Raw genomic sequence first — 20,300 nt, 5'->3', positions numbered from 1 at the left:
CCGCCCTGTACTGCGAAGCAGTCAGGGTTGGGTAGTTTACAACATCCAAAAAGCGTTATCGGGTTTACAGTGAGTGTGAATAACCCAACAAGCGTGAGGCTGAACCGATGACACTGGCTCAGGAGGCAACTGCCCAAGTCCCCGCCTTTTGCGAAGGGATCCAGTACTTCGGGGATCCCTGGCCGGAATTTGACCGCCTGGGCCAGGCCCCTGCAGTGGATGCCGGCACCGGGAAGCTGAGGGATCCCGGCAGTCGTATGGCCGCCTACCAAACCTTGCTCTATGCCGATGCCTTGCGCTACCTCACCCTGCAAATGACCGCCAGCAAAGCCTCAGGCCACCCAGGGGGATTTGCCAGCCAAGCAGAAGCCTATGCAGCTCTGGTGTACCTGGGCCAGAAGAACATCCCCACCGAAGTTGGGCACCACGCGCCGGGCTTTTACGCGGCCATGTTTTTGGATGGATCCCTGGCCGAGATGGGCATCCACACCGTCGCCGACCTGCGGGCCCGTTTTCGAGAACGGGAAGGGCTGTTGGGTCACCTCTCTGGCTACATTCCCGGACTGCTGGCGCCGGCTGGGCCGCTGGGGCAGGGGCAGCACTTTGCCATGGCGGGGGCATTACTCTACCCGGATCGCCTCTTCCCGGTCACGATTGGGGATGGCGGCCTGGGAGAGCCCTATGTGATGAGCTCCATGATTCACTTCCACACGGCTTTCCCGCAGCGCACCAACTTCCTGCCGGTGCTGGTCTGGAACGGCTATAGCCAAGAGCACCACAGCATGATCTCGACCTTCACCAACGCTCAGATGGTCGAGTACTGGCGGGGTAATGGCTTTGAGGAAGTGGTGCTAGTCGACGCCAAAGACTTCGACGATGCCCAGCAGCCCGGCCCCTATGTCGATAGCACTCAGTTTTCCCTAGAAGCCCGCCTTGCCTTTGCCCAGAGGGTGCTAACCGAAATGGAGCGAGCCATCCAATCAGCCCTGAGCGGACAATTAACGGTTTTCATCCTCAAGCAACTGAAGGGGGCTGGGGTACATGCCAAGGGATCCAAGTCCCACAACCTCTACGGCCACCACACTCTGGATCACCCGGACATTGTGGCGGCTCTGCGGGCGCGGGCCTTACATCCGGCAGCTTGGGCCCTGGTGCGACAAAACTGCCAACGGGCAGCCGGGGGGCCAGCCGCCAAGGTGGCGGTTACAGAGTTCGTTCGGCCTTTGCCGCCTTTGGGATCCCTGAACCTAACGGAGTTTCCCCTAGGGGACAAGCAGGTTTCCACCACAGCCATCGGATCCCTCGTGGTGCAGGTGGGGCAGAAAGATCCCGACTTTTTGGTGGCCAATGCCGACGGCAACGAAGCTTCCGGCATCGCCAATGTGAACCAAGGTCTCAAGGTGATTCACCCCACGGTGGATCCCTTATACAACCAACAGCCCCAAGGACAAGTCTACGAGCCCCTGAGCGAAGATGCCTGCGCGGGGCTAACGGCGGGCCTGGCGCTCTTCGGCGGGCGCTCCCTGTGGTGCTCCTACGAGTCCTTTGCCGTCAACGGCCTACCCATCTGGCAGACAGTAACCCAAGCCATGGCAGAGCTACGCCGACCCACCCCCTCGGCCATTGCCCTCTTCACTGCCGGCGCTCTGGAACAGGGGCGTAACGGCTGGACCCACCAACGCCCGGAAATTGAGGCCTACCTGGCAGCCATGATGCGCAACGGCAACATCTTTCCCCTCTTCCCGCCGGATGCCAACTGTGCCCAAGCTGCCTACGAATGGGCCCTATCCACCTGCAACAAAGGGATCCCTATCATCGCCAGCAAAACCCCCCTGCCCATCCGCACCACCCTAGAACAAGCTCGCCAAGCAGTAGAGCAGGGCTGCATCGTCCTTCAGGAGTTTCCCGGATCCCGCACCGTGGTCTTTGCCGTGGTGGGGGATATGATTCTCCTGCCCGTGTTCGAGGCGGCTGAGCAGCTCCAAGCCCAAGGGATCGGCTGCAAAATCGTCTCGGTGATTAACCCCCGCCGTCTGTATCGCCCCGGCGACGTGGCTTGGTCCACCTGTGCTCAGCCAGATGGGGAATTCATGTCCGACCAAGAATTTGCCGCTTGGTTTGCCGGTGAGGCCCTCATTGGGGTAACAGGCGGATCTAGCCTGATGCTCGAACCCTTGATGTTGCGCTATGCCGGCCCGCGGGATTTCTTCGCTTGGAAACGCGGGGAAACCACCGCCACCCCCGCCGAATTGATGGACTACAACGGCCTGACAGCTCAGGCACTGTCAGAACGAGCCAAGCAACTGCTATGCTGAGGGCAAGCTTTTAGCTTGGTTAGCATTGTCCACCTTATTTTTTCCTATGACTGCGGCTAGATATCTCCGAGAGAAGCTTGAGAGGATGTCTCCCACCGAGAGGGTAGAGCGAGTTGTTGTCCAACACTTTGCTTCTCCTCTCCTGCAGGCGCTTGGCTTTGACGACTCGGAAATTAGAGAAGAATTCGAGACAGGTTGCGGCCAGGTCGATCTCGCAGCAAGAAAGAACGGAGATCCTGAAGATACTTTCTTTAGATCCCCGAAGAATCCCTACTTGCTTTTGGAGGCAAAATCTAGAGCAGTTAATCTCAGAGAAGGATCTTGCTATAGAGATGTAGTTTGTCAGATAGAAAGTTACTTGCTTGCCAAGAACTGCAAATCTGCAAAATGGGGAATTATCACCAATGCAAATAACATCCAGCTTTGGAGGAAGCACGGAAAAGTCGTTCACCCCGCTACAGCAAACCTTGATATTAGCTCAGATAACATTGAGAGCATAGTGCGTAACTTGCGAGACAAGATAGAAAACTATGAGCGCGCTCTGACTGTATGCGTGTATAACAATAAAGGGGGCGTAGGCAAAACAACGACGATCATTAACCTTGCGGCAACACTAGCAACCAAGAAAAAAAAGGTCTTAGTTGTTGACTTTGATTCTCAGGGTGATCTGACAAGAAGTTTGGAAGCCACTCCTGGAAAAATTACACTGACGCAATGTTTAAAGGATCCCAAAATAGACGTCCATGCCATTGTCCAAACATATAAACTCAAGGGATTTTCCATCTTCGACATTATCCCAAGAGACCCTGAACTAGAGACGTTGACTGATAGCCGGGCAGTAGCATATATCCCAAAGGGAACTCGGCGCCTTCGAGATCTGATTGCTCCTCTTCGCAATGAGTATGACTACATCCTAATCGACTGCCCAACTCAATGGCTTTACTTCAGCCAAAGTGGTGTTTTTGCTGCCGATGTTATTTTGATACCTACCCGCCCCGACGATCTGTCTTCCCTGAATAATGCTGCTAGAGTAATCACCAGCTTTGTTCCAGAAACTGCTAAGTCACGACAGGATGGCGGCCCCAGGACTTTGCCTATCTTTTTCAATGGCGTCTCTTCGAGAAGTGAATACACTATTAGACTAGCTCACGAAGAGATACAGAAGCTTATCAACCAGGAGAAAAGTGTAGATCTACTTCCATATTTCTGGCCACATTTTAAGAGAGGTAATGAAAACAAAAGCATTTTTAGGATACCTGACTATGCAGTGATATCCTCTGCAAAGTTTGAACGAAGGCCTGCCGTCTTTAGCGACAGGAGAGTTTTAGAATACTACCAGAGTCTTGCCCGTGAGTACTTTATCGATGAGTGAGTTTTCAGATCTAGGTAGGTTGGTTAACTTACCCCTTGAGAGCATTACGCCCGCCGATGGGTTTTCTGCTCCCTCCTTCCTTGTTGCCGCAGCCGCAGATCAGCTAAGGGCGACAGGAGGACACAACTGGGTTCCTCTGCTGGTGGTCGAGGCTGGCGACTATCAGTACAAGGCCATTGGTAACCATTTTGTCTATGCAGTTGCTCAAGAAGCGGGACTGGAAAGGCTATGGTGTATCGTTGTCGATCCTGATCCAGAGCAGGTTAAGCAGGCCCAGATTCTCGCCAAAGAAATTGTTCCGAAGGTAAATTTGACCAATACATCGAGAGAGACTATCTTGGCTGCGCTAAGATACCTAGCCGAGCGACCCAGCAGTCCCCTCAAGGGAGTCGATGTAACCATTGCAGCTGCCCGGATTGCAGAGGCGGATAGAAGTTGGTGGCAGGACTTAACCCCTATAACCAAGCTTGGGTGCAAAATTACGCGAGGCAAAAAACTGGATGCCCTATCGGAAGTATTTTTCGTAACTCCTACAGCGTTGCCCCCTACTCTGAAGAAATCATCCAAGAGATCTGCGGCATCCGCTGGCGCGAAGAAAGCGACCTCAACTCGCTCGCGGAAAAAAACAGAGGGAGAGAGCTGAAAGGGATCCCTTCAAAAACATATTCTCCTCTCCACATCACCGAGGCCCGACTCCGCTTGCTGTGGGATGCCTGCCTCAAGCCTCCCTTTGAATGGCTACTGCCACCCAAACAGCCTTGGCCGCTCTCAACAACAGCCTCCATGGCAGGTATGCTCTGCTTACCTAGGACGACCGGATCCATCTGGAGCTCATGCACAGGATGATCACCAGCATCTTGGAGATCGACCTGACCCAAACCGTCCGGTATTATCTTGACCACAGGGATCCCCCCCTTATCGCCTGGATCCTGGGCCGTGATCAAGCGCTCCAGACCTGTTGAAACCTCATATTGTTCAGGGTCAGGCCCCATTGGGATCCAACGCTGCCACAGATCCGAGGCTTTGTAGCTACAGAGTTTGAGGACTCGATAAACTTATGAGGTCGAAGCTCAACGGCTGTAACCGGTAGGATTGACTTATCTTTGGCCGGTGTCCTGTTAGGAATGGATCATGGCGCTTTACGACTGCGACTTTTATGCCTGGACGCAAGAGCAAGCCGCACTGCTGAGATCGGGGCAATGGGATCAATTGGATATTCCCAACTTGGTGGAGGAAATTGAGGCTTTGGGCAGGCAAGAACGCCGCGAACTGGTGAATCGACTAGGGATCCTGGTGGGCCATCTGCTAAAGTGGCAGTTTCAGCCTCAACAACGAAGCAAAAGTTGGACAGCCACAATCATCGAACAGCGGCAAGAGGTGCAGGAGTTAATTGCGGATAATCCCAGCCTTAAGTCTTATCTGGTTGAAGCAATGAATAAAGCTTATCAAAAGAGCGTCCTGCTGGTGGTTAAAGAAACGCCCCTATCTCTGGACGATCTGCCTGCCCACTGTCCCTACACATTGGATCAGGTGATGGATCCCGACTTTTACCCCGAGCAGGAGAGCCCCCAGTGAGGATCTCGTCTTTCCCTCATGGCGTATCTCCCTCTTTCAGTTGGGCGTTTTCATAGTTAACATTCCACCTAGGCAAATGACAATTTCGCTGTGGCCAATTGACAGTCTGAGCTGATGCGGTTGTCAGATGCTCTCTTCAAAATAATCACTATCAATCTTCTTTACCGGATACAATGAAACTGTAGATACGCCAACGTCGTGCTCAATCATTAGATTTGTTAGTTGTTCGCCGTCAATCAAAACAATCTTACTGCCGATCTGCGAAACGTAGCTGCTAGCGTCTTCAGTAAACCTGGAGGTAGTGATAAAAATACCCTTGTTTGCTCTTTGAGCCTGTAAAGCACCCACAAACTGCATGACATCAGGACGACCTACCGGATTGCTATCCCAACGCTTTGCCTGAATATACACAACATCAAGACCGAGTTTGTCCTCTTTTATGATCCCATCAATTCCACCGTCACCACTTCTACCAATTGCTTTGCCTGCATCTGCTCGTGAACCTCCATAGCCCATTTTAACCAGCAGCTCCACAACAACCTTTTCGAAGAAGGCGGGCGATACTTTCTTTAGCTTGGCAAGCAATTCGTCAGCCAGTTTGTCACGGAGACTTTCATATGCAGCTTCTAACTGCTCTAATGGTGTCGCTGCCGAAGTCTCTGATAAAGCTTTTTGTTTGCTTGCCTTGTTGCTGCTTCTTGTGTCTTTGGGCCCCTCAAATTCTCGGAATTCAGGATATTGCCTGAGTAACTCTACATTGATGGTTTTGGGCTGTTTTTCAAGAAGATCTCTTCCGCGGTCAGTAATTTGGTAGAATCCTCTGCGCGTTGTTTCCAGCAGCCCTGCCTTTTTCATATAAGTTGCAGCCCAGCCGACGCGATTGACAAAGGTTGGCTGTACACCGCTCGGCAGCATCTCCCTGAGATCGTCCTCTGTGAGGCCCAGTTCCTTTGCCAGAACTTCAACAGCTTCGCTGGTTGATATTTCGGTTTCTTTACGTGCTGCAAACTGGAGAAGTGGCAACATCAAGCTCTGATAATCGGGAACGGCCATTTGTAGAACCGATGTGAAGACAGGGATCCCAAACCGAAGTAGGTTCCACCCATAACTTTACGCCAACCCTCTGCTGCAAGCCAGTTAGGGTATCCGCCAGGCCGGGAAGCCTCTGAAAAAAGTTTGACGTGGATGGCTCAGGCGTGATTTGAACACGCGACCAAGGGCTTATGAGTCCCCTGCTCTACCGCTGAGCTACTGAGCCAGGACAGCGCTTAACTAGAATAGCACTCTTGGGCCGGAACTGCGCCTCAGAAAATCCCCTCAGCCCCCTCTCGGGAAGAAGCCCCAGACAAGGCAATGCCTATCGGCAGGCCAGGGCAGCTTCGTAAACCCGTCGGTTGGCCGCGAGAGACTTCTCCAAATCCACCAGTGGGCGAGGGTAGTCCACCCCCAATCGGACTCCAAATTGCTTCTGCTCGGCAGCAGTGAGGCGATAGGGCTCGTGGATTTTATCCCCCGGGATCCCGGCCAATTCCGGCAACCAGTGGCGCAGATAGTCTCCTTTGGGATCGTACTCGCGAGATTGTTTGGGGATGTGGAAGTAGCGGAAGCCGCGGGCATCGTTCCCTACGCCGGCGGTGTAGTTCCAATTGCCGTAGTTGCTGGCCACGTCGTAGTCGATGAGCAGCGACTCAAACCACTCAGCGCCCATGCGCCAGTCGATGCCCAGGTTCTTGGTCAAAAAGCTGGCCACATTCTGCCGTCCCCGGTTGGACATAAATCCGGTAGCCGCCAGCTCCCGCATGTTGGCATCCACCAAGGGGTAGCCCGTCTCACCCCGACACCAAGCCTGAAAGCGCGGCCAATCCTGCTGCCAAGGGATAGGGATCCCTTGGATCCCAGAGGGACGGAACAGTTTAGCGCCGTGCTTGGCCAAGATAAACCGAAAATAATCCCGCCACAGCAGCTCAAACACCAGCCAGTAGGTGGACTCATTGCGCACCCGCTCCTGCTCATAACGCTTGACCTCGGCATAGACGGTGCGAGGGGAGATGCAGCCCAGGGCCAACCAAGCAGAAAGCCGGGAGCTATCGTCGGGATCCAACATGCCGTTGCGGGTTTCTTTGTAGATGCGCAGCCGATCCAGATCCCAAAAGTAGGTTTGCAGGCGGGCATGGGCAGCAGTGCTGCCGCCAAGGTAGGTGAAGCAGGCCCGTGGATCCCTAGCAGGTGAAGATAGCCCCAGCGAGGCCAGGGTGGGCAGAGGGCCGGGATCCAAACCCGATGGCAGGGGGGGGATCGCGGGAATGGGCAAGGGATCCCGGATGGGAGTGCTTTCCTCGACTTGCTTTCGAAAGCGGGTGAACAGCTCCGGCAGTTGGGAGAGGCAAAAGGGGAGATCTTCAGGGTGGTAGAGGGTGTGGCCCCAATCGACCTGCAACGGGATCCCCAGAGGCTGCAAAGCCCGCTCAACCGCTGCCGCCACCTCCTTCTCCTCGGTGCCCACCTCTTCATGGGCGTAGACCGCCTTGACTCCCCACTCCTGTGCCAAGGTGGGGATCACGTGTTCCGGCTGTCCCTGGCGGATCACCAAATCCGAGCCGCGCGACCGCAACTGCTGCCGCAAATCCGCCAAACTCTCCAGCAAAAACTGACCGCGGAAAGGGCCGGTTCTGGGGCGGAGCCCAAGGGAAGTCTCGCCGAACTGGCGGGGATCCAAGCAATACAAGGGGATCAAAGGGGATCCCTGTTGGCAGGCCCGCGTCAGCGGCTGGTGATCCAGCAGGCGCAAGTCGGTGCGAAACCACAGCAGGACGGTCATTCTGCAGCTACCCTACACGGATCCCGCGGACTCAGACTTGGACACCCGAACCCCAGCTGGACGCCCCAGCTCAGGGCTGGGAACAAAATGAGGCACATCGGCAGCCGGGATGTGAACAGGGGCCTTGGTGCGCGGATGATAGGTTTGCCGGGCGGGACGATGGCGCAGCGAGAACGTGCCAAAGCGAGCCAGCCGCACGGATCCCCCCTGGGCCAGGCATTGGCTAATGCTGTCCAGCATAGCCTCCAGAGCAGCAGCAGCCATTTCCACGGTCAGGCCATCTACCTGCGCGGCCATCTGGCGGGCCAGCAAACGGCGAGTCAAATGAGGAGGAGAAGCCACCAACCGACCCTCTAGACAACGGAACACAGACAGGGGCTTAGAGCACCTCCAGTTCACTCTCGAAAAACCAATGTCGAGAGCGATCGGGAAACTCCAGAATGTAGCCGACACCGCTGCCATCGACCACACGCCGTGCCAGCACCACAGCCTCTTTGCCCACCAGAGCGCTGAGGTTTTCTTGTCCGCGATCCTGGACAGAGCGAACTTTGACCTTATTTCCAACCTTGATCGCCATAAATCGCCATAAAACCGCGAAGAGACTTACCACTCAAGATGGTACGGCAAAAGTCCCCTTGCCGAGCTCCTGCCGCACCTCTGCTGGGGTTGACCCCGATGGGATTGCTAGAATGGGGTCAGAGTGCCGTGCCCCAGGGAAGACTGCCTCCGTGATTGCCCTTTCCCTCAAACCCGCCCACTGCTCCTGGAGCGTTATCAGCTTTCCCTCCACCCTCTACACTCAGCCTGTCCTCGATCTCTTGATCTCAAAAGTCCCTCCTGCCTGGAGAGCGGAAATACGTTTGGGCCTACAGGAAGCAATCATCAATGCCGTCCGCCACGGCAACGGCCTCGACCCCAACAAGAAGGTGATCATCGAGTACGCCAGCTCGGAGCCCTTTTACCAATGGCTGGTGCGAGATCAAGGGCCCGGCTTTTGTCCCCAAGAGAAGCTCCACCGATGCCAACATAACATCTTGGAAACCGAAGAGTCGGGCCGAGGAATGCTGCTGCTCACCCAAATCTTCGACTTTGTGGAGTGGAATGAAACAGGCAACCAGGTCTACCTGGCCAAATACATCCACGCCAACTGCCGGGATCCCTGGATAGTCTGACCCTCCCTCAATACCACTGCCAAAACAGCTTGCCCATTTGGGTAATCTGGCGACCCTGATCCGGATAGGGAGCCTCAGAAACGGTGAAGGCTGTGGTGGCAAAGGCAAAGCGCGTGGATGCCCAGCGGGATCCCTTAGCGCTCCGCGCCGCTGACGCGACCGGGTCGGGCAGCTCGCTTTCCAAGAGCAACCCCAGGGATCCATAGCCATAGCCCAAATTGCGGTGGGGCAGGGAAGCCACCAACTTGCGCCAGGCGCGATTTGCACTCAAGGGGGGATCCGCGAGGGCCGTCTCCAGAGCCCCCAAAGAAGAGGCCAGGTAGGAATAGCCTTTGCGATCGGCATGATACACCTGTGCCGGCAGCGGGATCCCTGGCAGCGTTAGCGCTCCGCGCCGCTGACGCGACTGGGGGAGAGCCTCTGCCGCCTGCAATGACGCGGATCCTCCTTTCCCACTGACTTCCAGCGGCTCGCCTGCCAACACAGGGATCTCCGGTCGATGGATAGAGCGGTAAGGACTCCGTCCCGCTGTCGCCACCGGCGGGGGTTCTGACGGCAAGGACTCCGTCTCCCCCGCAGGAGTGGTCGGTTGGGCCCAGGCAGTGGCGGTGCCGCGCTTCGTTGCCAGAGAGATTACCTGCCAGCCTTGGGCGCGTGCCCGCTCATCCAAGTCGAAATAAGGACTCCGTCCCGCTGTCGCGACCGACTCATCCGGCAGCTTACCGACCCACAGCCAGGCTGGATCCCCGTCGCCGGGCAAAAGGGCAAAGGCAAACTCTCCCCGTTCCGGCAACAGACGCTGCCAGTCCAGCGCCACCTGAGATTGCAAGCGCTGCAGCCACTGGCCGGGATCCACCCGCAATCCCAGGGGATTTAGGGGCTGGATCTGCCCCAGGCTCTGCCAAACTGAGGCCAGATTCTCTCCGGAAATCAGCGCCAAGGTTTTATCCGGCAGATGTTGAAGGATCTGCGGGCGAAAGGCTTCTGCTGTCGGCAAGGAGAAGCCAGCGGGCGCATGCCAGAGGGCAGCACTTTCGGCCACCAAGCCGCGGAAGTTTACCCCCAACCCCAGCCCTACCGCCTGCAACGTCAGCCCATCTGAAGAAACCGCCTCTGGATTTTGCCAGAAGGCCCAACCCACATGCGCCTCCCGCAAGGGCTGGATGACCTGCTGAAACAGAGGCTGAGCCACCAGAGACAACTGCGGCAACTGCCAAGCATCGATTGCAGCCCGAATGGCAGCAGACTGCTCCGCCAACAACACGTATTGCTCGCCGAAAACGGCTGCCGAGAACCCCTGCAGGCCCGGAATCGGGCTAGACACCACCTGAATGCCCTTGTAAGTGTCTACCTGCACCGGCCTCCCGGCCAAGCTCTGCCGTTCCCACAACAGGTTCAGCTCAAATTGAGAGACTGCCGCATCCCGCGTTTCTAGGGCAACCAAGGTGCCCCACTCCGGCAAACTGGCCAAGAGGGTGCTCCTCCCCAGCCAGGGCCGCACCTCCCGCTCAAAATCAAGGGATCCCCCGGCCAGCATGGATCCCAGCCAGCCTGGACCTTCAGGGGAGAAAAACTTTTGCCACTGCTGACGGGCAGCGCGTCGCTGGGGGGCAGGAGTTGCCGCTTGCCAAAACGCTTGCACCTCGTCCAGGGGAACAGCCAACACCAGCAGCGCTTGTGCGGAGCGAGGGGCCAAACCCACAATTGGCGGCAGCTCCGGGTGGGCCAGCAACAAAGCCACCGGACTGCGGGTGAGCAGCCATACGACAACCCACACCATCAGGGCGGCCAGAAGACCCAACCCGATTAGGATCCCGCGCAAGAGTTGCCGTCGTCCCATATCTCAATCTCTGCACCGAGGGAGACATGGCGCGGACACCCCGGCCCTACTGCTCTGCACTGCTGGCATGAACAGGCCCAGGAAGAAGAGCTGCCCTCAGTCCTGCATGATAAAACCTTACCATGGAACAGAGGCTCATCCTGGTGCGCAAGCTGGAGCCCACTGCTGAGCAGGCGGTCAAGCTTAGAGGCACCCCACAAGCCTTTGTGATCCGCACCACCATTCCAAACCAACGTGCAGATCAGCCCTGCCTTGACCAGCCCGGCAGCTATCTAGGCCCATCCGAAAGTCAAACCCATGTCAGAGTTTCAACTGGTTTCTCCCTATCAACCCACCGGAGATCAACCTAAGGCAATTGCCGGTTTGGTGAAGTCAATTTCAGAAGGCCATCGTTTCCAAACCTTGCTGGGAGCAACCGGAACCGGCAAAACATTTACCATCGCCCACACCATCCAGCAAATCGGCAGGCCCACCTTGGTGATGGCCCACAATAAGACTTTGGCAGCACAACTGTGCAATGAGCTGCGGGAGCTTTTTCCTCACAATGCCGTTGAATACTTCATCAGCTATTACGACTACTATCAACCGGAAGCCTATGTTCCCAGCACCGATACATACATTGCCAAATCTTCTTCCATCAACGATGAAATCGATATGCTGCGGCACTCGGCTACCCGCTCTTTGTTTGAACGGCGGGATGTGATTGTGGTGGCCTCGGTGAGCTGCATCTATGGTCTGGGCATGCCAGAGGAGTACCTGAAGGCTTCCATCCCCTTCAAAGTCGGCCAGGAGATCAACCAACGGGATGTCTTGCGGGCTCTGGCCAGCATCCAGTACGAGCGCAACGATTTAGAGCTGGTGCGAGGGCGATTTCGCCTCAAAGGAGATGTGCTGGAAATTGTGCCGGCGTATGAGGATCGGGTAATTCGCATCGAATTTTTTGGGGATGAGATCGAGGCCATTCGCTTAATCGACCCGGTTACAGGCGAGATTTTGAACAGCCTCAGCGCCCTCAGAGTTTATCCTGCTCGGCACTTTGTAACGCCGGAAGCACAATTGGAGCGGGCGATCCTCAATATCGAGCAAGAACTGGAAGAGCAACTGGCCTTCTTTCGCAAAGAAGGCAAGCTCCTGGAAGCCCAACGCCTAGAGCAGCGCACCCGCTACGACCTAGAAATGCTGCGGGAGGTGGGCTATTGCAATGGGATCGAAAACTACTCCAGACATTTAACAGGGCGCAAAGCAGGAGAGCCCCCCGCCTGCTTGGTGGATTATTTCAAGGCCAACGATTGGCTGCTGGTGGTGGATGAATCCCACGTGACCGTGCCCCAAATTCGCGGCATGTACAATGGCGACCGTGCCCGCAAGCAGGTGCTGGTGGATCACGGTTTTCGCCTGCCCAGCGCCCTCGACAATCGCCCCCTCAAAGCCGAAGAGTTTTGGGCCAAAGTTCATCAGTGCATCTTTGTTTCGGCTACTCCCGGCAACTGGGAACTAGAGCAGAGCGAGGCCCAATTTGAAACCCTGGTGGAAGATGGCAAGACCCTGAAGTTCTATGTGCCCGGCAGCGGTCGGGTTATCGAACAGGTGATTCGGCCCACTGGGGTGGTGGATCCCGAGGTGCATGTGCGCCCTACGGCTGGGCAAGTGGACGATTTGCTGGGAGAAATTTATTTGCGATTGGAGCGCTCTCAGCAGGGGCCTGCCGAACGGGTGATCGTGACCACCCTCACCAAACGGATGGCAGAAGATCTCACAGAATATCTCCAGGAGCGAGGGATCCGAGTTCGCTATTTGCATTCCGAGATCACCTCGATTGAGCGAATTGAAATCTTACAAGATTTTCGAGAAGGGGCCTTTGACGTGTTGGTGGGGGTCAACTTGCTGCGGGAAGGGTTGGACTTGCCAGAAGTTTCTTTGGTGGCCATTTTGGATGCCGACAAAGAAGGGTTTTTGCGAGCAGAGCGCTCCCTGATTCAGATGATCGGGCGGGCAGCGCGGAATGTCCGTGGAACGGTGGTGATGTACGCCGACACCATGACCAGCAGCATGGCCCGGGCCATTGCCGAAACCCAGCGTCGCCGCGAAATTCAATTGCAATACAACCGCCAACACAACATCACGCCCAAGCCCATCGTCAAGAAAAACAGCAATGCCATCTTGTCTTTTTTGGCCATCTCCCGCAAACTTAACGACCCAGATTTGGAAAAAGCCTTTCAAGCTGCGCAAGAGATCCCTCTCTCCGAGATTCCGGAGCTGATCGGCCAACTGGAACTGAAGATGAAAGAGGCCGCCAAAAACCTAGAATTTGAGGAAGCCGCCGAGCTGCGAGATAGAATCAAAAAGCTGCGTCAACGCCTTCTGGGCCATTCTCAGGGCACCTAAAATCCTTGCTCAGATCGGCCAAAATTGAGGTCGGCTTGTGCCACCATGAGCTTGCGGGGCAGCACCAGGGATCCCCAATTGATCGATAGGCGTTCGTACCAAACCGGCCATGCAGGACTCCGTCCCATTTCGGCGAGCAGTTCTCTTGATTGGGCTGACGGTGGGGATAGGTCTCTGGCTTACCCCTGCCGTCGCCTCTGCCTCCTCAGGGATCCCCTTGGCTCAAGCCCTTGAATTTCGGGATCCCAACTTTTTCCTGGCCGATCCCCGACCCACACCGGCTGAAGCGCCAACTCCTGAGGGATCCCCTGCCCCAGCCCCCAGCCCAATCGGGATCCCTTTGACCGGCCAAGAGGGCACAGAAGTGCTGGTCGGGAACATACCGGTGTTCCGCCTGCAGACGGCAGACTACCCCAGCGATGTGCGGGCCGACAACGTTCGGGCAATCATCGAGCGCTTTCTCGAAGAAGGGCAGTTGCCACAGCCAGAGGTACGGGTAGCCCAGGATGCCAATGGGCAATACATCTTACGCCTGGGGGAAAGAGGCCGCTTTGAGGCCACCCAACGGTATTTGTTTACCGTCACCTATGCCGATGCTGCCGCGGAGCGCAGGGTGGCACCGGGTCAGGTGAACCTGAATGACGTGCGTCTGGTGGCTAACAGTTGGGCGCGGCGGTTGGAGCAAGCGATTGCCGATTACCGCGAAGATTTGCTGGCTCTGCAGCGGGCCCAGGATCCGCGCGTGCTGGTTCTGACCCTCCTGGCAGGGATCGCCACCCTGGTGGTGGGGTTCTTTCTCTGGCGGCTGTTCGACCGCAGCCTAACCCGCTTGCAACGCTGGTTGGAGCTTAAGGCCGGAGAGACCTGGGGCACCTGGATCGATGTGGGTGGGATGCTGCTGCGGGGCGTGGGGGCAATCCTCATCGCCGGCATCTCGCTGGATCGCGGTATCAGCTTCATCCCTGCCCTACGACCGTTTCAGCGCTCCTTTTACCTGGGCCTGGGTCGTGTGGTCGCCACGGCTCTGGGCGTTCTCACCCAGCCTCTGCCCAACTCCAGCGTTTCGATTGCCAGCTTGCTGGTCTTCCTCGTCCTCTCCATCTTGGTTTTCACCGGCGCCCACTACGTCAGTGTTGGCTTCAAGCAGCGCTTTTTGGCACGCCTGGGGCTGGATCTGGGCACCCAAGAGTCTTCGGCGGCCATCTTCAAGTACATCCTGACCCTGTTCGGCATCCTTCTGGTCTTGCCCTTCAGCGGCCTTAATCTGGGCTCCTTGGCGGTTATTGCCGGGGCGGTGGGTTTGGGGATCGGCTTTGGTTTGCAAAACCTCTCCAACAACTACATCAGCTACATTGCCATTTTGCTGGAGCGCCCCATCCAAATAGGGGATCTGGTGGAAGTGGACAACTTGCTCGGCACGGTGGAGCGCATTGGGCCACGGGCTACCGTCTTGCGCACCCTGGATCGCATCTTTGTGATCGTGCCCAACTCCCGCTTTACCGAATCAAAGGTGGTGAACTGGAGCTACCGGGATCCCCGCTGTCGCATTCACATTCCTGTGGGCGTGGCCTACGGCTCCGATACGGCCCTGGTCACCGAAGCTCTGCTCAGCGCAGCCAAAGAAAATGCTCGGGTGTTGAGCAGCCCTGCCCCCCAAGTCTGGCTCAAGTCCTTTGGCCCTTCTGCACTTAACTTTGAGCTGCTGGTGTGGATCAACCGTCCTCAAGATCAGTTTGTCTTGATCAGCGAGCTAAACTTCCTAATCGAGGCTGAGTTTCGGCGACGTGGGATCCGCATCCCCTTCCCGCAACAAGATATTCATATCCGCAGCCTAGAGGGATTTGCCCCCCTCAGTCAAAATGGCGGATCCCCTTCTTTGCCCGATACCGACTCCATTCACTCTGCCCTCAAAGAAGCGGCTCAATCGCCGGAAGACCAAAATGGTGTTTCCTAAGCTATTGCCTGCCATTGACACCCTATCGACACCATGTTGCAGCGGTTAGATGAGGTACTGGGAAGCTTTGGCAGCCATCCCCGTTGGGCTGAACTGAAGCAAATGCAAACCCTGCGGCAGCTTTGGCCCGAACTCGTCGGAGAGGCCGTAGCCGCCCAAACCTATCCTCTCAGCCTGCGCCGACAGGTGCTGCAGGTGGCCACCTCTACCCCGGCCTGGGCACAAAACTTAACCTTGCAACGTCAGCTCATTCTCAAGAAACTCAACAGCCGCATCCAACCTCCCCTCAGCGATATCCGCTTCAGCCCTGGTGCCTGGCACGAGGGATCCAGCCAAGCCACCCCCCACCCTGATGCGGAGCTGACCAGCAAGTTTTATGGCGCTCCCCGCCTAGCAGACCAAGATGGACAACGCCCTGGATACTGTCGCAGCCCCAATCCAAAACAGCCCACCTCCGACCCGAAAGTGGCTTTCGAGCGCTGGGCCAGGGTAGTGAAACAACAACAAACCCAGCAAAACCTGTTCCCCTGCCCCGCCTGCCGCTGTCCCACCCCTGCCGCCGAATTGGAGCGTTGGTTTGTCTGTGGGTTCTGCCATCGACAATCCTTGCGCCCGCCCAGCTAACTCAGGAAACTCGAATTACGGTTGCTTCAAATGGCAATCAAACGATTCGTCAGGTCGATCCCCAACTTCTTTCTTCCTCTGAGAGAGGTTGTGGATGGTTACGTCAGCGGCAAGGAGCGCTTGGGAAGCGTCTCAACCCAGTTTGAAATGCAACTGCGAACCCTTAATCGTTCATAGCCCGATAGGTGGCCACCGCAGACGGCGATACACGGTTTAGATAGCGAAAGATCCAATACTTAAAAAGCGTATCTAGGAAAACCGGAAAAGTAGCAATAAAGCCGTAGATAAAATCGCGGTTCTCCGGTACCCCCAAAGAGCAGCCAAATTACCCAGCAGCACCTCCCAACCGTGGGGTGAGTGATAACCGACAAACACATCGGTAAAAAGAATGATAATGAAAGCCTTGGCACTGTCGCTGAGGCCGTAGATCAGACGATCCAAAAAAGACTTGAGGACTTCGATTTCCTCACGCCCAATAAAGATAAGCCAGCCAAACACCAGCAGCGAAAGCAAATCAGCAAGGATATTCTTCAATCCTTCCGAGTTCCTACGGCTATATTTTTTCAGCAGTTCCTCTGCCTTCATGGACAGTTGCTCTTCTGATTCCAGATCCCACTCTGGGGGTTGATGGTGCAAAGCTCGCTCAAATTCTATTCTTTCCTTGAAAAACTCGAACTCTGACAGGGCTTTTTCTTGGAATTCGTGGCTTAGAGCCACAATGGCAGGCTCCCGTTGTTGGAAGTGATCCACCAATGGCCCAAACAGAAAGTTTTTCGAGAGGATCTGGGTGAGCAGAGGCAAAACGGCCAACAACAACAGAAAACGAATCGATACCAGTGTGCGAGTGCGAGCCTCCCGATACTCTTGGATCAGTTCCTCCTCGGCCTGGGAACTCAGCTCACGGCGGATTTGGCTGGCCGTGCGCAGAATGGAGCGGGGCAGAATCGCAGCTTTGGAAGCGACCGGGGCAGCGCCATTGCCGGAGCCTGCCTTGACAGAGACATTAGAAGAACTGGGTTCAGTTGAGGTAGGTTGTTCTGGCGGTTCGAGAGGCTCAGGTGAAGTGGAAATTGAAGCAGAGACAGGTTGGGATTTTCTGGTCGGGCGTTTGTATCGAGAAGTCACCTGATCGATAAACTGCAGTTTCTCCAAGATGGAAAGATCTCGTCTTTGGCGACCATTCTCAGGGTTTTCGCCGTTGCTTTCAGGAGCATCGACCTCAGCGGCATGGCGTTCTTGATCTTTATCTTGGGCAGAAACAGGGCCGCTGCCATTTTGCTCGGGATCCGGCAGGCGAGAAAAGGCGCTGCTGGCTCTGAACTCTGCCAAACGCAGATCGATCTGGCGCAGTTGCCGGCGCAGTTGAATTTGAAAGTAGCGGCTGACATTCTGGCCATGTTGCCCGTTGCTGCCGATGGATCCTCCCTGGAAGTATTGATCCTCGATGGCTTTAATGCGCAGGGCAGCCTCATAAGCTTGGTCAAGGGAGCGCAGGGGGGTATTCGAGATCCATTGGCCCAGCCTGCTCAATACGGATTCTCCCATTGCTCGTTCCCGTGGCACTCCCCATGGGGGCCGATCCACACATTACAGTGATCCGATTGACTAATTATTGTAACGAGTCCTGGGTGCCTAGGCGGGAATCCCAACGGTGGAGAAGTACTTGCAGAGACTGGCCCTGCCTCGACAGAAGTACAGACCGGCACCTTTGGGTCAGAGCAAACTTCAGTATCCCTTAAAGCGCTTGAGGGCAAAGCCACAGATCTGCAGCAGCCGCAGCCCCTCTCGCACATGGTGAATGTTGGAGCGACCATAGGTTCTGGGGAAATAGCGCACGGGGATATCCAGGATCTTCAGGGTGCGCTTGGCGGATCCCAGCAACAGGTCAAAATCTCCAAACGGGTCGAAATCCCCCCACTCTTGGCACAGCTTGGCAATCTGCTGGTAATCCTCCCGCCACAGGGCCTTGGTGCCACAGAGGGAATCTTTGATGCGGATGCCGAGAATGTAGGAGAGGAGAGCGGCAAAAAAACGATTGGCCCATTGGTTTAGCCGAGGCATTGCCTCTGGTTTCAGGGGATAGATAAGGCGACAACCATTGGCAAAATCACATCGCCCGGAAGCCACAGCCCGGAAAAACTTGGGCATGTCCTCTGCCTGTACGGTCAAATCGGCATCGAGGATGATCAACACATCCCCTGTAGCGGCGGCTAGCCCCTTGCGCACCGCATCCCCCTTGCCCTTGCCCTCCTGCCGTAGAGCCCGGATATTGCGGATCCCTTGGTATTCCGCCTGTACCCGCTGGATCTCGGCCCAAGTCCCGTCGCTGGAATGCCCCTCCACAAAAATGATCTCGGTGCGGGATCCCATCTCGGGCAAATGTTCCACGCAGCGGCGGATGTTGCCCGCTTCATTCCGAGCCGGAATCACCACGGTGCAGGAAGGCTGCTGCTCAGGGGGGGGATCCCAAGCCGGGTCGGGTTGCAGGCGAGCGATCGTATATTCCGTCAGGCAGAGGGCGTTGATCCCAGGCAGGGGGGCGATCACCCGGTTGATCACGGTGGAAAGGAGTGGGATCCGCCGCGGCAACAACAGCCGTTTGCCCTGCTGAATGACCTCGTATCCCGCCAGGTGCAGCAGATTGGCCACATCGGCTGCCGATAACCAGTTGGCTGCCGGCAGAGGCATCCGTTGCTTCAGAGCGGTTGCCAAGCCCAGAATCGGCTCCCAGAGCGGGTTGTGGTGGGAGAGGATCAGGCGGGTGCGTGGGGTACAGAAGCGGCGCAACTGCTGGAGAACCTGCTGGATGTCGGCCAGGTAGCCCAGGGTATTGACGAGCAAGATCACATCAAAAGGCTCCGCCAAGACGGGATCCCCTTTGTCCAGCGTGTGGGCATCTTGCACCCGGAAATGGAGATGGGGAAACTCTGCCTGAGCTTGGGCAACAATGTCCGCATCCCGGTCGATCCCCACCCCGAAGCTGGGCTGCAAGGCATTGAGCAGGGATCCCGTGCCGGAACCAATCTCCAAGATGCGCAAACCGGCAGGGACAAAAAAGCGATGCAGCCGCTCCAGATCCTCGTGGTAGTAGCGGTTTTTCTGCCGCCAGTAATACAAGGGGTGGGTCAATGCCGGCAAGGGAGCCCCAGGGTGTCGCTAGATTCAGCTTTTGATCATAAGGTGCTATGGATGCTCTGCTGGTCACCCAACCCGGCTGGGTTCTTGACAACAGGGGCGAAGCACTCCGGCAATTGTGTACCGCAGCCACATCTCAGCACCCGAGTCTCCCCCCACCCGGCGACCGCGGTACAGGGAAAAGCGAAGCATCGGCGGGCAGGTGCCGACGAGCAGGGATCTCAGCGACGACGCACTTTATCCCTTTGGCTGACAAAGATGATGGCGCCAAAGAGAGCCCCCAGCACAACTGCACCAGCCACCAAGCTCCAGAGGAAGTTAGCAAGTGAGGGAGTCATAAAAGCGTTTCCTCCTCGTGCAAATAACCATTGCCCAACGGCTTTTCGATTATACCGAGCCCTGTCACCCTTCCAAAGCCTGCCTTTGTCCCTGCCGGGCGCTGTCATTTGGTAGTTTGGTATTCCAGGGGCACCTCCTCTAGGGTTTGGCTCTTGCCGGCAAAGGGGTTATCCGGCGTTAAGAACAGCATACAGTGACATTCCTTTCGCTCCCGCATGGGTACACAGGGGCAATTCCAATAGCCTGCTTTTGCTTCTGCCTCTTTGTCTTCATAAAAACGACAGGGACACAGCGGGGCGCCCAATTGCTCTTTGTGCAGAGCCAAGCCTTCGATCACCGCCGTCGTAATTGATGGATCCGAGCAGAAAAAGGTCTCGGAGCGTTTGGCGTAGGTTTCTGCGAAATGCCGCATCAACTCAAAGCTCTTCTGTGAGGACTTTTTGTAACCACGACTTTCCATGACGATTCCCAAAAGTGGAACTAACCGGCTGTTGCTAGCAATGGGGTTCACAGCTTTTTCCGACGACGCCTCCCGAAGCCAGTACAGACGTGTAGGGGGCCGGGATTCTATTAACTCCACAGATAACTCCACAGACCTCCCACAACGTCGAGAAAAGCTGTATCTCGCTCTTCGTTGTACAGCAGACCTCTAGGCAGGACAAAAGATTATGCCCTTGCTGTTACACAAGGCAACATCTAGGGGCCGTAGCAAGAGCCAGCCTTGGCGTACTCTACAGAATACCTTGACATCCTCCCCGGCCTGAAGGCTGG

17 protein-coding genes, 1 tRNA gene and 1 pseudogene are annotated in these 20,300 nt (G+C 56.2%); 8 read left to right on the top strand and 11 right to left on the bottom strand.

Annotated features, from left to right (window positions below):
• The first annotated feature begins 107 nt into the window (after positions 1-107).
• From NW818_RS01545 to NW818_RS01530, 4 genes are all read left to right on the top strand, one after another.
• Positions 108-2,315: a phosphoketolase gene (locus NW818_RS01545; protein WP_414423644.1), complete on the top strand. Its 2,208-nt coding sequence runs from the start codon at positions 108-110 to the stop codon at positions 2,313-2,315.
• Positions 2,316-2,361: 46 nt separating this feature from the next.
• Complete coding sequence (locus NW818_RS01540; RefSeq protein ID WP_414423643.1) at positions 2,362-3,687, top strand: AAA family ATPase; 1,326 nt, start codon at positions 2,362-2,364, stop codon at positions 3,685-3,687.
• Positions 3,665-4,330, top strand: a complete 666-nt coding sequence (locus NW818_RS01535; protein WP_414389538.1) for a Rho termination factor — start codon at positions 3,665-3,667, stop codon at positions 4,328-4,330. Before NW818_RS01540 ends, NW818_RS01535 begins: the two co-directional genes overlap by 23 nt.
• Positions 4,331-4,818: 488 nt before the next feature.
• Positions 4,819-5,262, top strand: coding sequence for a DUF29 domain-containing protein (locus NW818_RS01530; RefSeq protein WP_414423642.1), 444 nt, complete (start codon positions 4,819-4,821; stop codon positions 5,260-5,262).
• A gap of 123 nt (positions 5,263-5,385) precedes the next feature.
• Here NW818_RS01530 and NW818_RS01525 read toward each other — a convergent pair whose 3' ends face one another.
• The 5 genes from NW818_RS01525 to NW818_RS01505 form a co-directional block, all read right to left on the bottom strand.
• Complete coding sequence (locus NW818_RS01525) at positions 5,386-6,315, bottom strand: restriction endonuclease (protein ID WP_414343459.1); 930 nt, start codon at positions 6,313-6,315, stop codon at positions 5,386-5,388.
• 133 nt (positions 6,316-6,448) lie between these two features.
• Positions 6,449-6,520, bottom strand: a tRNA-Met gene (locus NW818_RS01520).
• 99 nt (positions 6,521-6,619) lie between these two features.
• Positions 6,620-8,080: a DASH family cryptochrome gene (locus NW818_RS01515; RefSeq protein ID WP_414423641.1), complete on the bottom strand. Its 1,461-nt coding sequence runs from the start codon at positions 8,078-8,080 to the stop codon at positions 6,620-6,622.
• A gap of 12 nt (positions 8,081-8,092) precedes the next feature.
• Positions 8,093-8,422 (bottom strand): HU family DNA-binding protein, encoded by a 330-nt coding sequence (locus NW818_RS01510; protein ID WP_238376891.1) that lies wholly within the window; start codon positions 8,420-8,422, stop codon positions 8,093-8,095.
• Between the two features lie 37 nt (positions 8,423-8,459).
• Positions 8,460-8,657, bottom strand: a complete 198-nt coding sequence (locus NW818_RS01505; RefSeq protein ID WP_041436278.1) for a cytochrome b6f subunit family protein — start codon at positions 8,655-8,657, stop codon at positions 8,460-8,462.
• A 151-nt stretch (positions 8,658-8,808) separates the two neighbouring features.
• Between NW818_RS01505 and NW818_RS01500 the strand changes: the two genes are divergently transcribed.
• Positions 8,809-9,252: an ATP-binding protein gene (locus NW818_RS01500; RefSeq protein ID WP_011432443.1), complete on the top strand. Its 444-nt coding sequence runs from the start codon at positions 8,809-8,811 to the stop codon at positions 9,250-9,252.
• 7 nt (positions 9,253-9,259) lie between these two features.
• Here the strand turns inward: NW818_RS01500 and NW818_RS01495 are convergent, their stop codons facing one another.
• Positions 9,260-11,092: a DUF3352 domain-containing protein gene (locus tag NW818_RS01495; RefSeq protein WP_414423640.1), complete on the bottom strand. Its 1,833-nt coding sequence runs from the start codon at positions 11,090-11,092 to the stop codon at positions 9,260-9,262.
• A gap of 297 nt (positions 11,093-11,389) precedes the next feature.
• On the opposite strand from NW818_RS01495, the gene uvrB reads away from it, so the two are divergent.
• Positions 11,390-13,477, top strand: a complete 2,088-nt coding sequence (gene uvrB / locus NW818_RS01490; protein WP_414423639.1) for an excinuclease ABC subunit UvrB — start codon at positions 11,390-11,392, stop codon at positions 13,475-13,477.
• Here uvrB and NW818_RS01485 read toward each other — a convergent pair.
• Positions 13,474-13,605, bottom strand: a complete 132-nt coding sequence (locus NW818_RS01485) for a hypothetical protein (RefSeq protein ID WP_414343450.1) — start codon at positions 13,603-13,605, stop codon at positions 13,474-13,476. The two genes, uvrB and NW818_RS01485, sit on opposite strands and share 4 nt — an antisense overlap.
• On the opposite strand from NW818_RS01485, the gene NW818_RS01480 reads away from it, so the two are divergent.
• On the top strand, positions 13,587-15,431 hold the full coding sequence (locus NW818_RS01480; protein ID WP_414423638.1) for a mechanosensitive ion channel family protein: 1,845 nt from the start codon (positions 13,587-13,589) through the stop codon (positions 15,429-15,431). The two genes, NW818_RS01485 and NW818_RS01480, sit on opposite strands and share 19 nt — an antisense overlap.
• 33 nt (positions 15,432-15,464) lie before the next feature.
• A complete protein-coding gene (locus NW818_RS01475; protein WP_414423637.1) occupies positions 15,465-16,055 on the top strand; it encodes a DUF721 domain-containing protein in 591 nt (196 codons plus the stop codon).
• A 163-nt stretch (positions 16,056-16,218) separates the two neighbouring features.
• On the opposite strand, the pseudogene pxcA reads toward NW818_RS01475, so the two are convergent.
• From pxcA to NW818_RS01455, 4 genes and pseudogenes are all read right to left on the bottom strand, one after another.
• A pseudogene (gene pxcA, locus NW818_RS01470) lies at positions 16,219-17,600 on the bottom strand (proton extrusion protein PcxA).
• Between the two features lie 180 nt (positions 17,601-17,780).
• A complete protein-coding gene (locus NW818_RS01465; RefSeq protein ID WP_414423636.1) occupies positions 17,781-19,193 on the bottom strand; it encodes a glycosyltransferase in 1,413 nt (470 codons plus the stop codon).
• A 218-nt stretch (positions 19,194-19,411) separates the two neighbouring features.
• Positions 19,412-19,528, bottom strand: a complete 117-nt coding sequence (locus tag NW818_RS01460) for a photosystem II reaction center X protein (protein ID WP_011432450.1) — start codon at positions 19,526-19,528, stop codon at positions 19,412-19,414.
• Between the two features lie 104 nt (positions 19,529-19,632).
• Positions 19,633-19,989: a ferredoxin-thioredoxin reductase catalytic domain-containing protein gene (locus tag NW818_RS01455; RefSeq protein WP_011432451.1), complete on the bottom strand. Its 357-nt coding sequence runs from the start codon at positions 19,987-19,989 to the stop codon at positions 19,633-19,635.
• Positions 19,990-20,300: the final 311 nt, after the last annotated feature.

Source organism: Synechococcus sp. R6-5, assembly GCF_047461775.1.
GTDB lineage: Bacteria > Cyanobacteriota > Cyanobacteriia > Thermostichales > Thermostichaceae > Thermostichus.
This window is presented reverse-complemented; position numbering and strand designations above follow the sequence as displayed.

Excerpts from the sequence above, each read along its gene's own strand:
- NW818_RS01545 (WP_414423644.1), top strand. The coding sequence starts at position 108 with ATGACACTGGCTCAGGAGGCAACTGCCCAAGTCCCCGCCTTTTGCGAA.
- NW818_RS01540 (WP_414423643.1), top strand. The coding sequence starts at position 2,362 with ATGACTGCGGCTAGATATCTCCGAGAGAAGCTTGAGAGGATGTCTCCC.
- NW818_RS01530 (WP_414423642.1), top strand. The coding sequence starts at position 4,819 with ATGGCGCTTTACGACTGCGACTTTTATGCCTGGACGCAAGAGCAAGCC.
- NW818_RS01525 (WP_414343459.1), bottom strand. The coding sequence starts at position 6,315 with ATGGCCGTTCCCGATTATCAGAGCTTGATGTTGCCACTTCTCCAGTTT.
- NW818_RS01515 (WP_414423641.1), bottom strand. The coding sequence starts at position 8,080 with ATGACCGTCCTGCTGTGGTTTCGCACCGACTTGCGCCTGCTGGATCAC.
- NW818_RS01505 (WP_041436278.1), bottom strand. The coding sequence starts at position 8,657 with ATGGCGATCAAGGTTGGAAATAAGGTCAAAGTTCGCTCTGTCCAGGAT.
- NW818_RS01495 (WP_414423640.1), bottom strand. The coding sequence starts at position 11,092 with ATGGGACGACGGCAACTCTTGCGCGGGATCCTAATCGGGTTGGGTCTT.
- uvrB (WP_414423639.1), top strand. The coding sequence starts at position 11,390 with ATGTCAGAGTTTCAACTGGTTTCTCCCTATCAACCCACCGGAGATCAA.
- NW818_RS01480 (WP_414423638.1), top strand. The coding sequence starts at position 13,587 with ATGCAGGACTCCGTCCCATTTCGGCGAGCAGTTCTCTTGATTGGGCTG.
- NW818_RS01485 (WP_414343450.1), bottom strand. The coding sequence starts at position 13,605 with ATGGGACGGAGTCCTGCATGGCCGGTTTGGTACGAACGCCTATCGATC.
- NW818_RS01475 (WP_414423637.1), top strand. The coding sequence starts at position 15,465 with ATGTTGCAGCGGTTAGATGAGGTACTGGGAAGCTTTGGCAGCCATCCC.
- NW818_RS01460 (WP_011432450.1), bottom strand. The coding sequence starts at position 19,528 with ATGACTCCCTCACTTGCTAACTTCCTCTGGAGCTTGGTGGCTGGTGCA.
- NW818_RS01455 (WP_011432451.1), bottom strand. The coding sequence starts at position 19,989 with ATGGAAAGTCGTGGTTACAAAAAGTCCTCACAGAAGAGCTTTGAGTTG.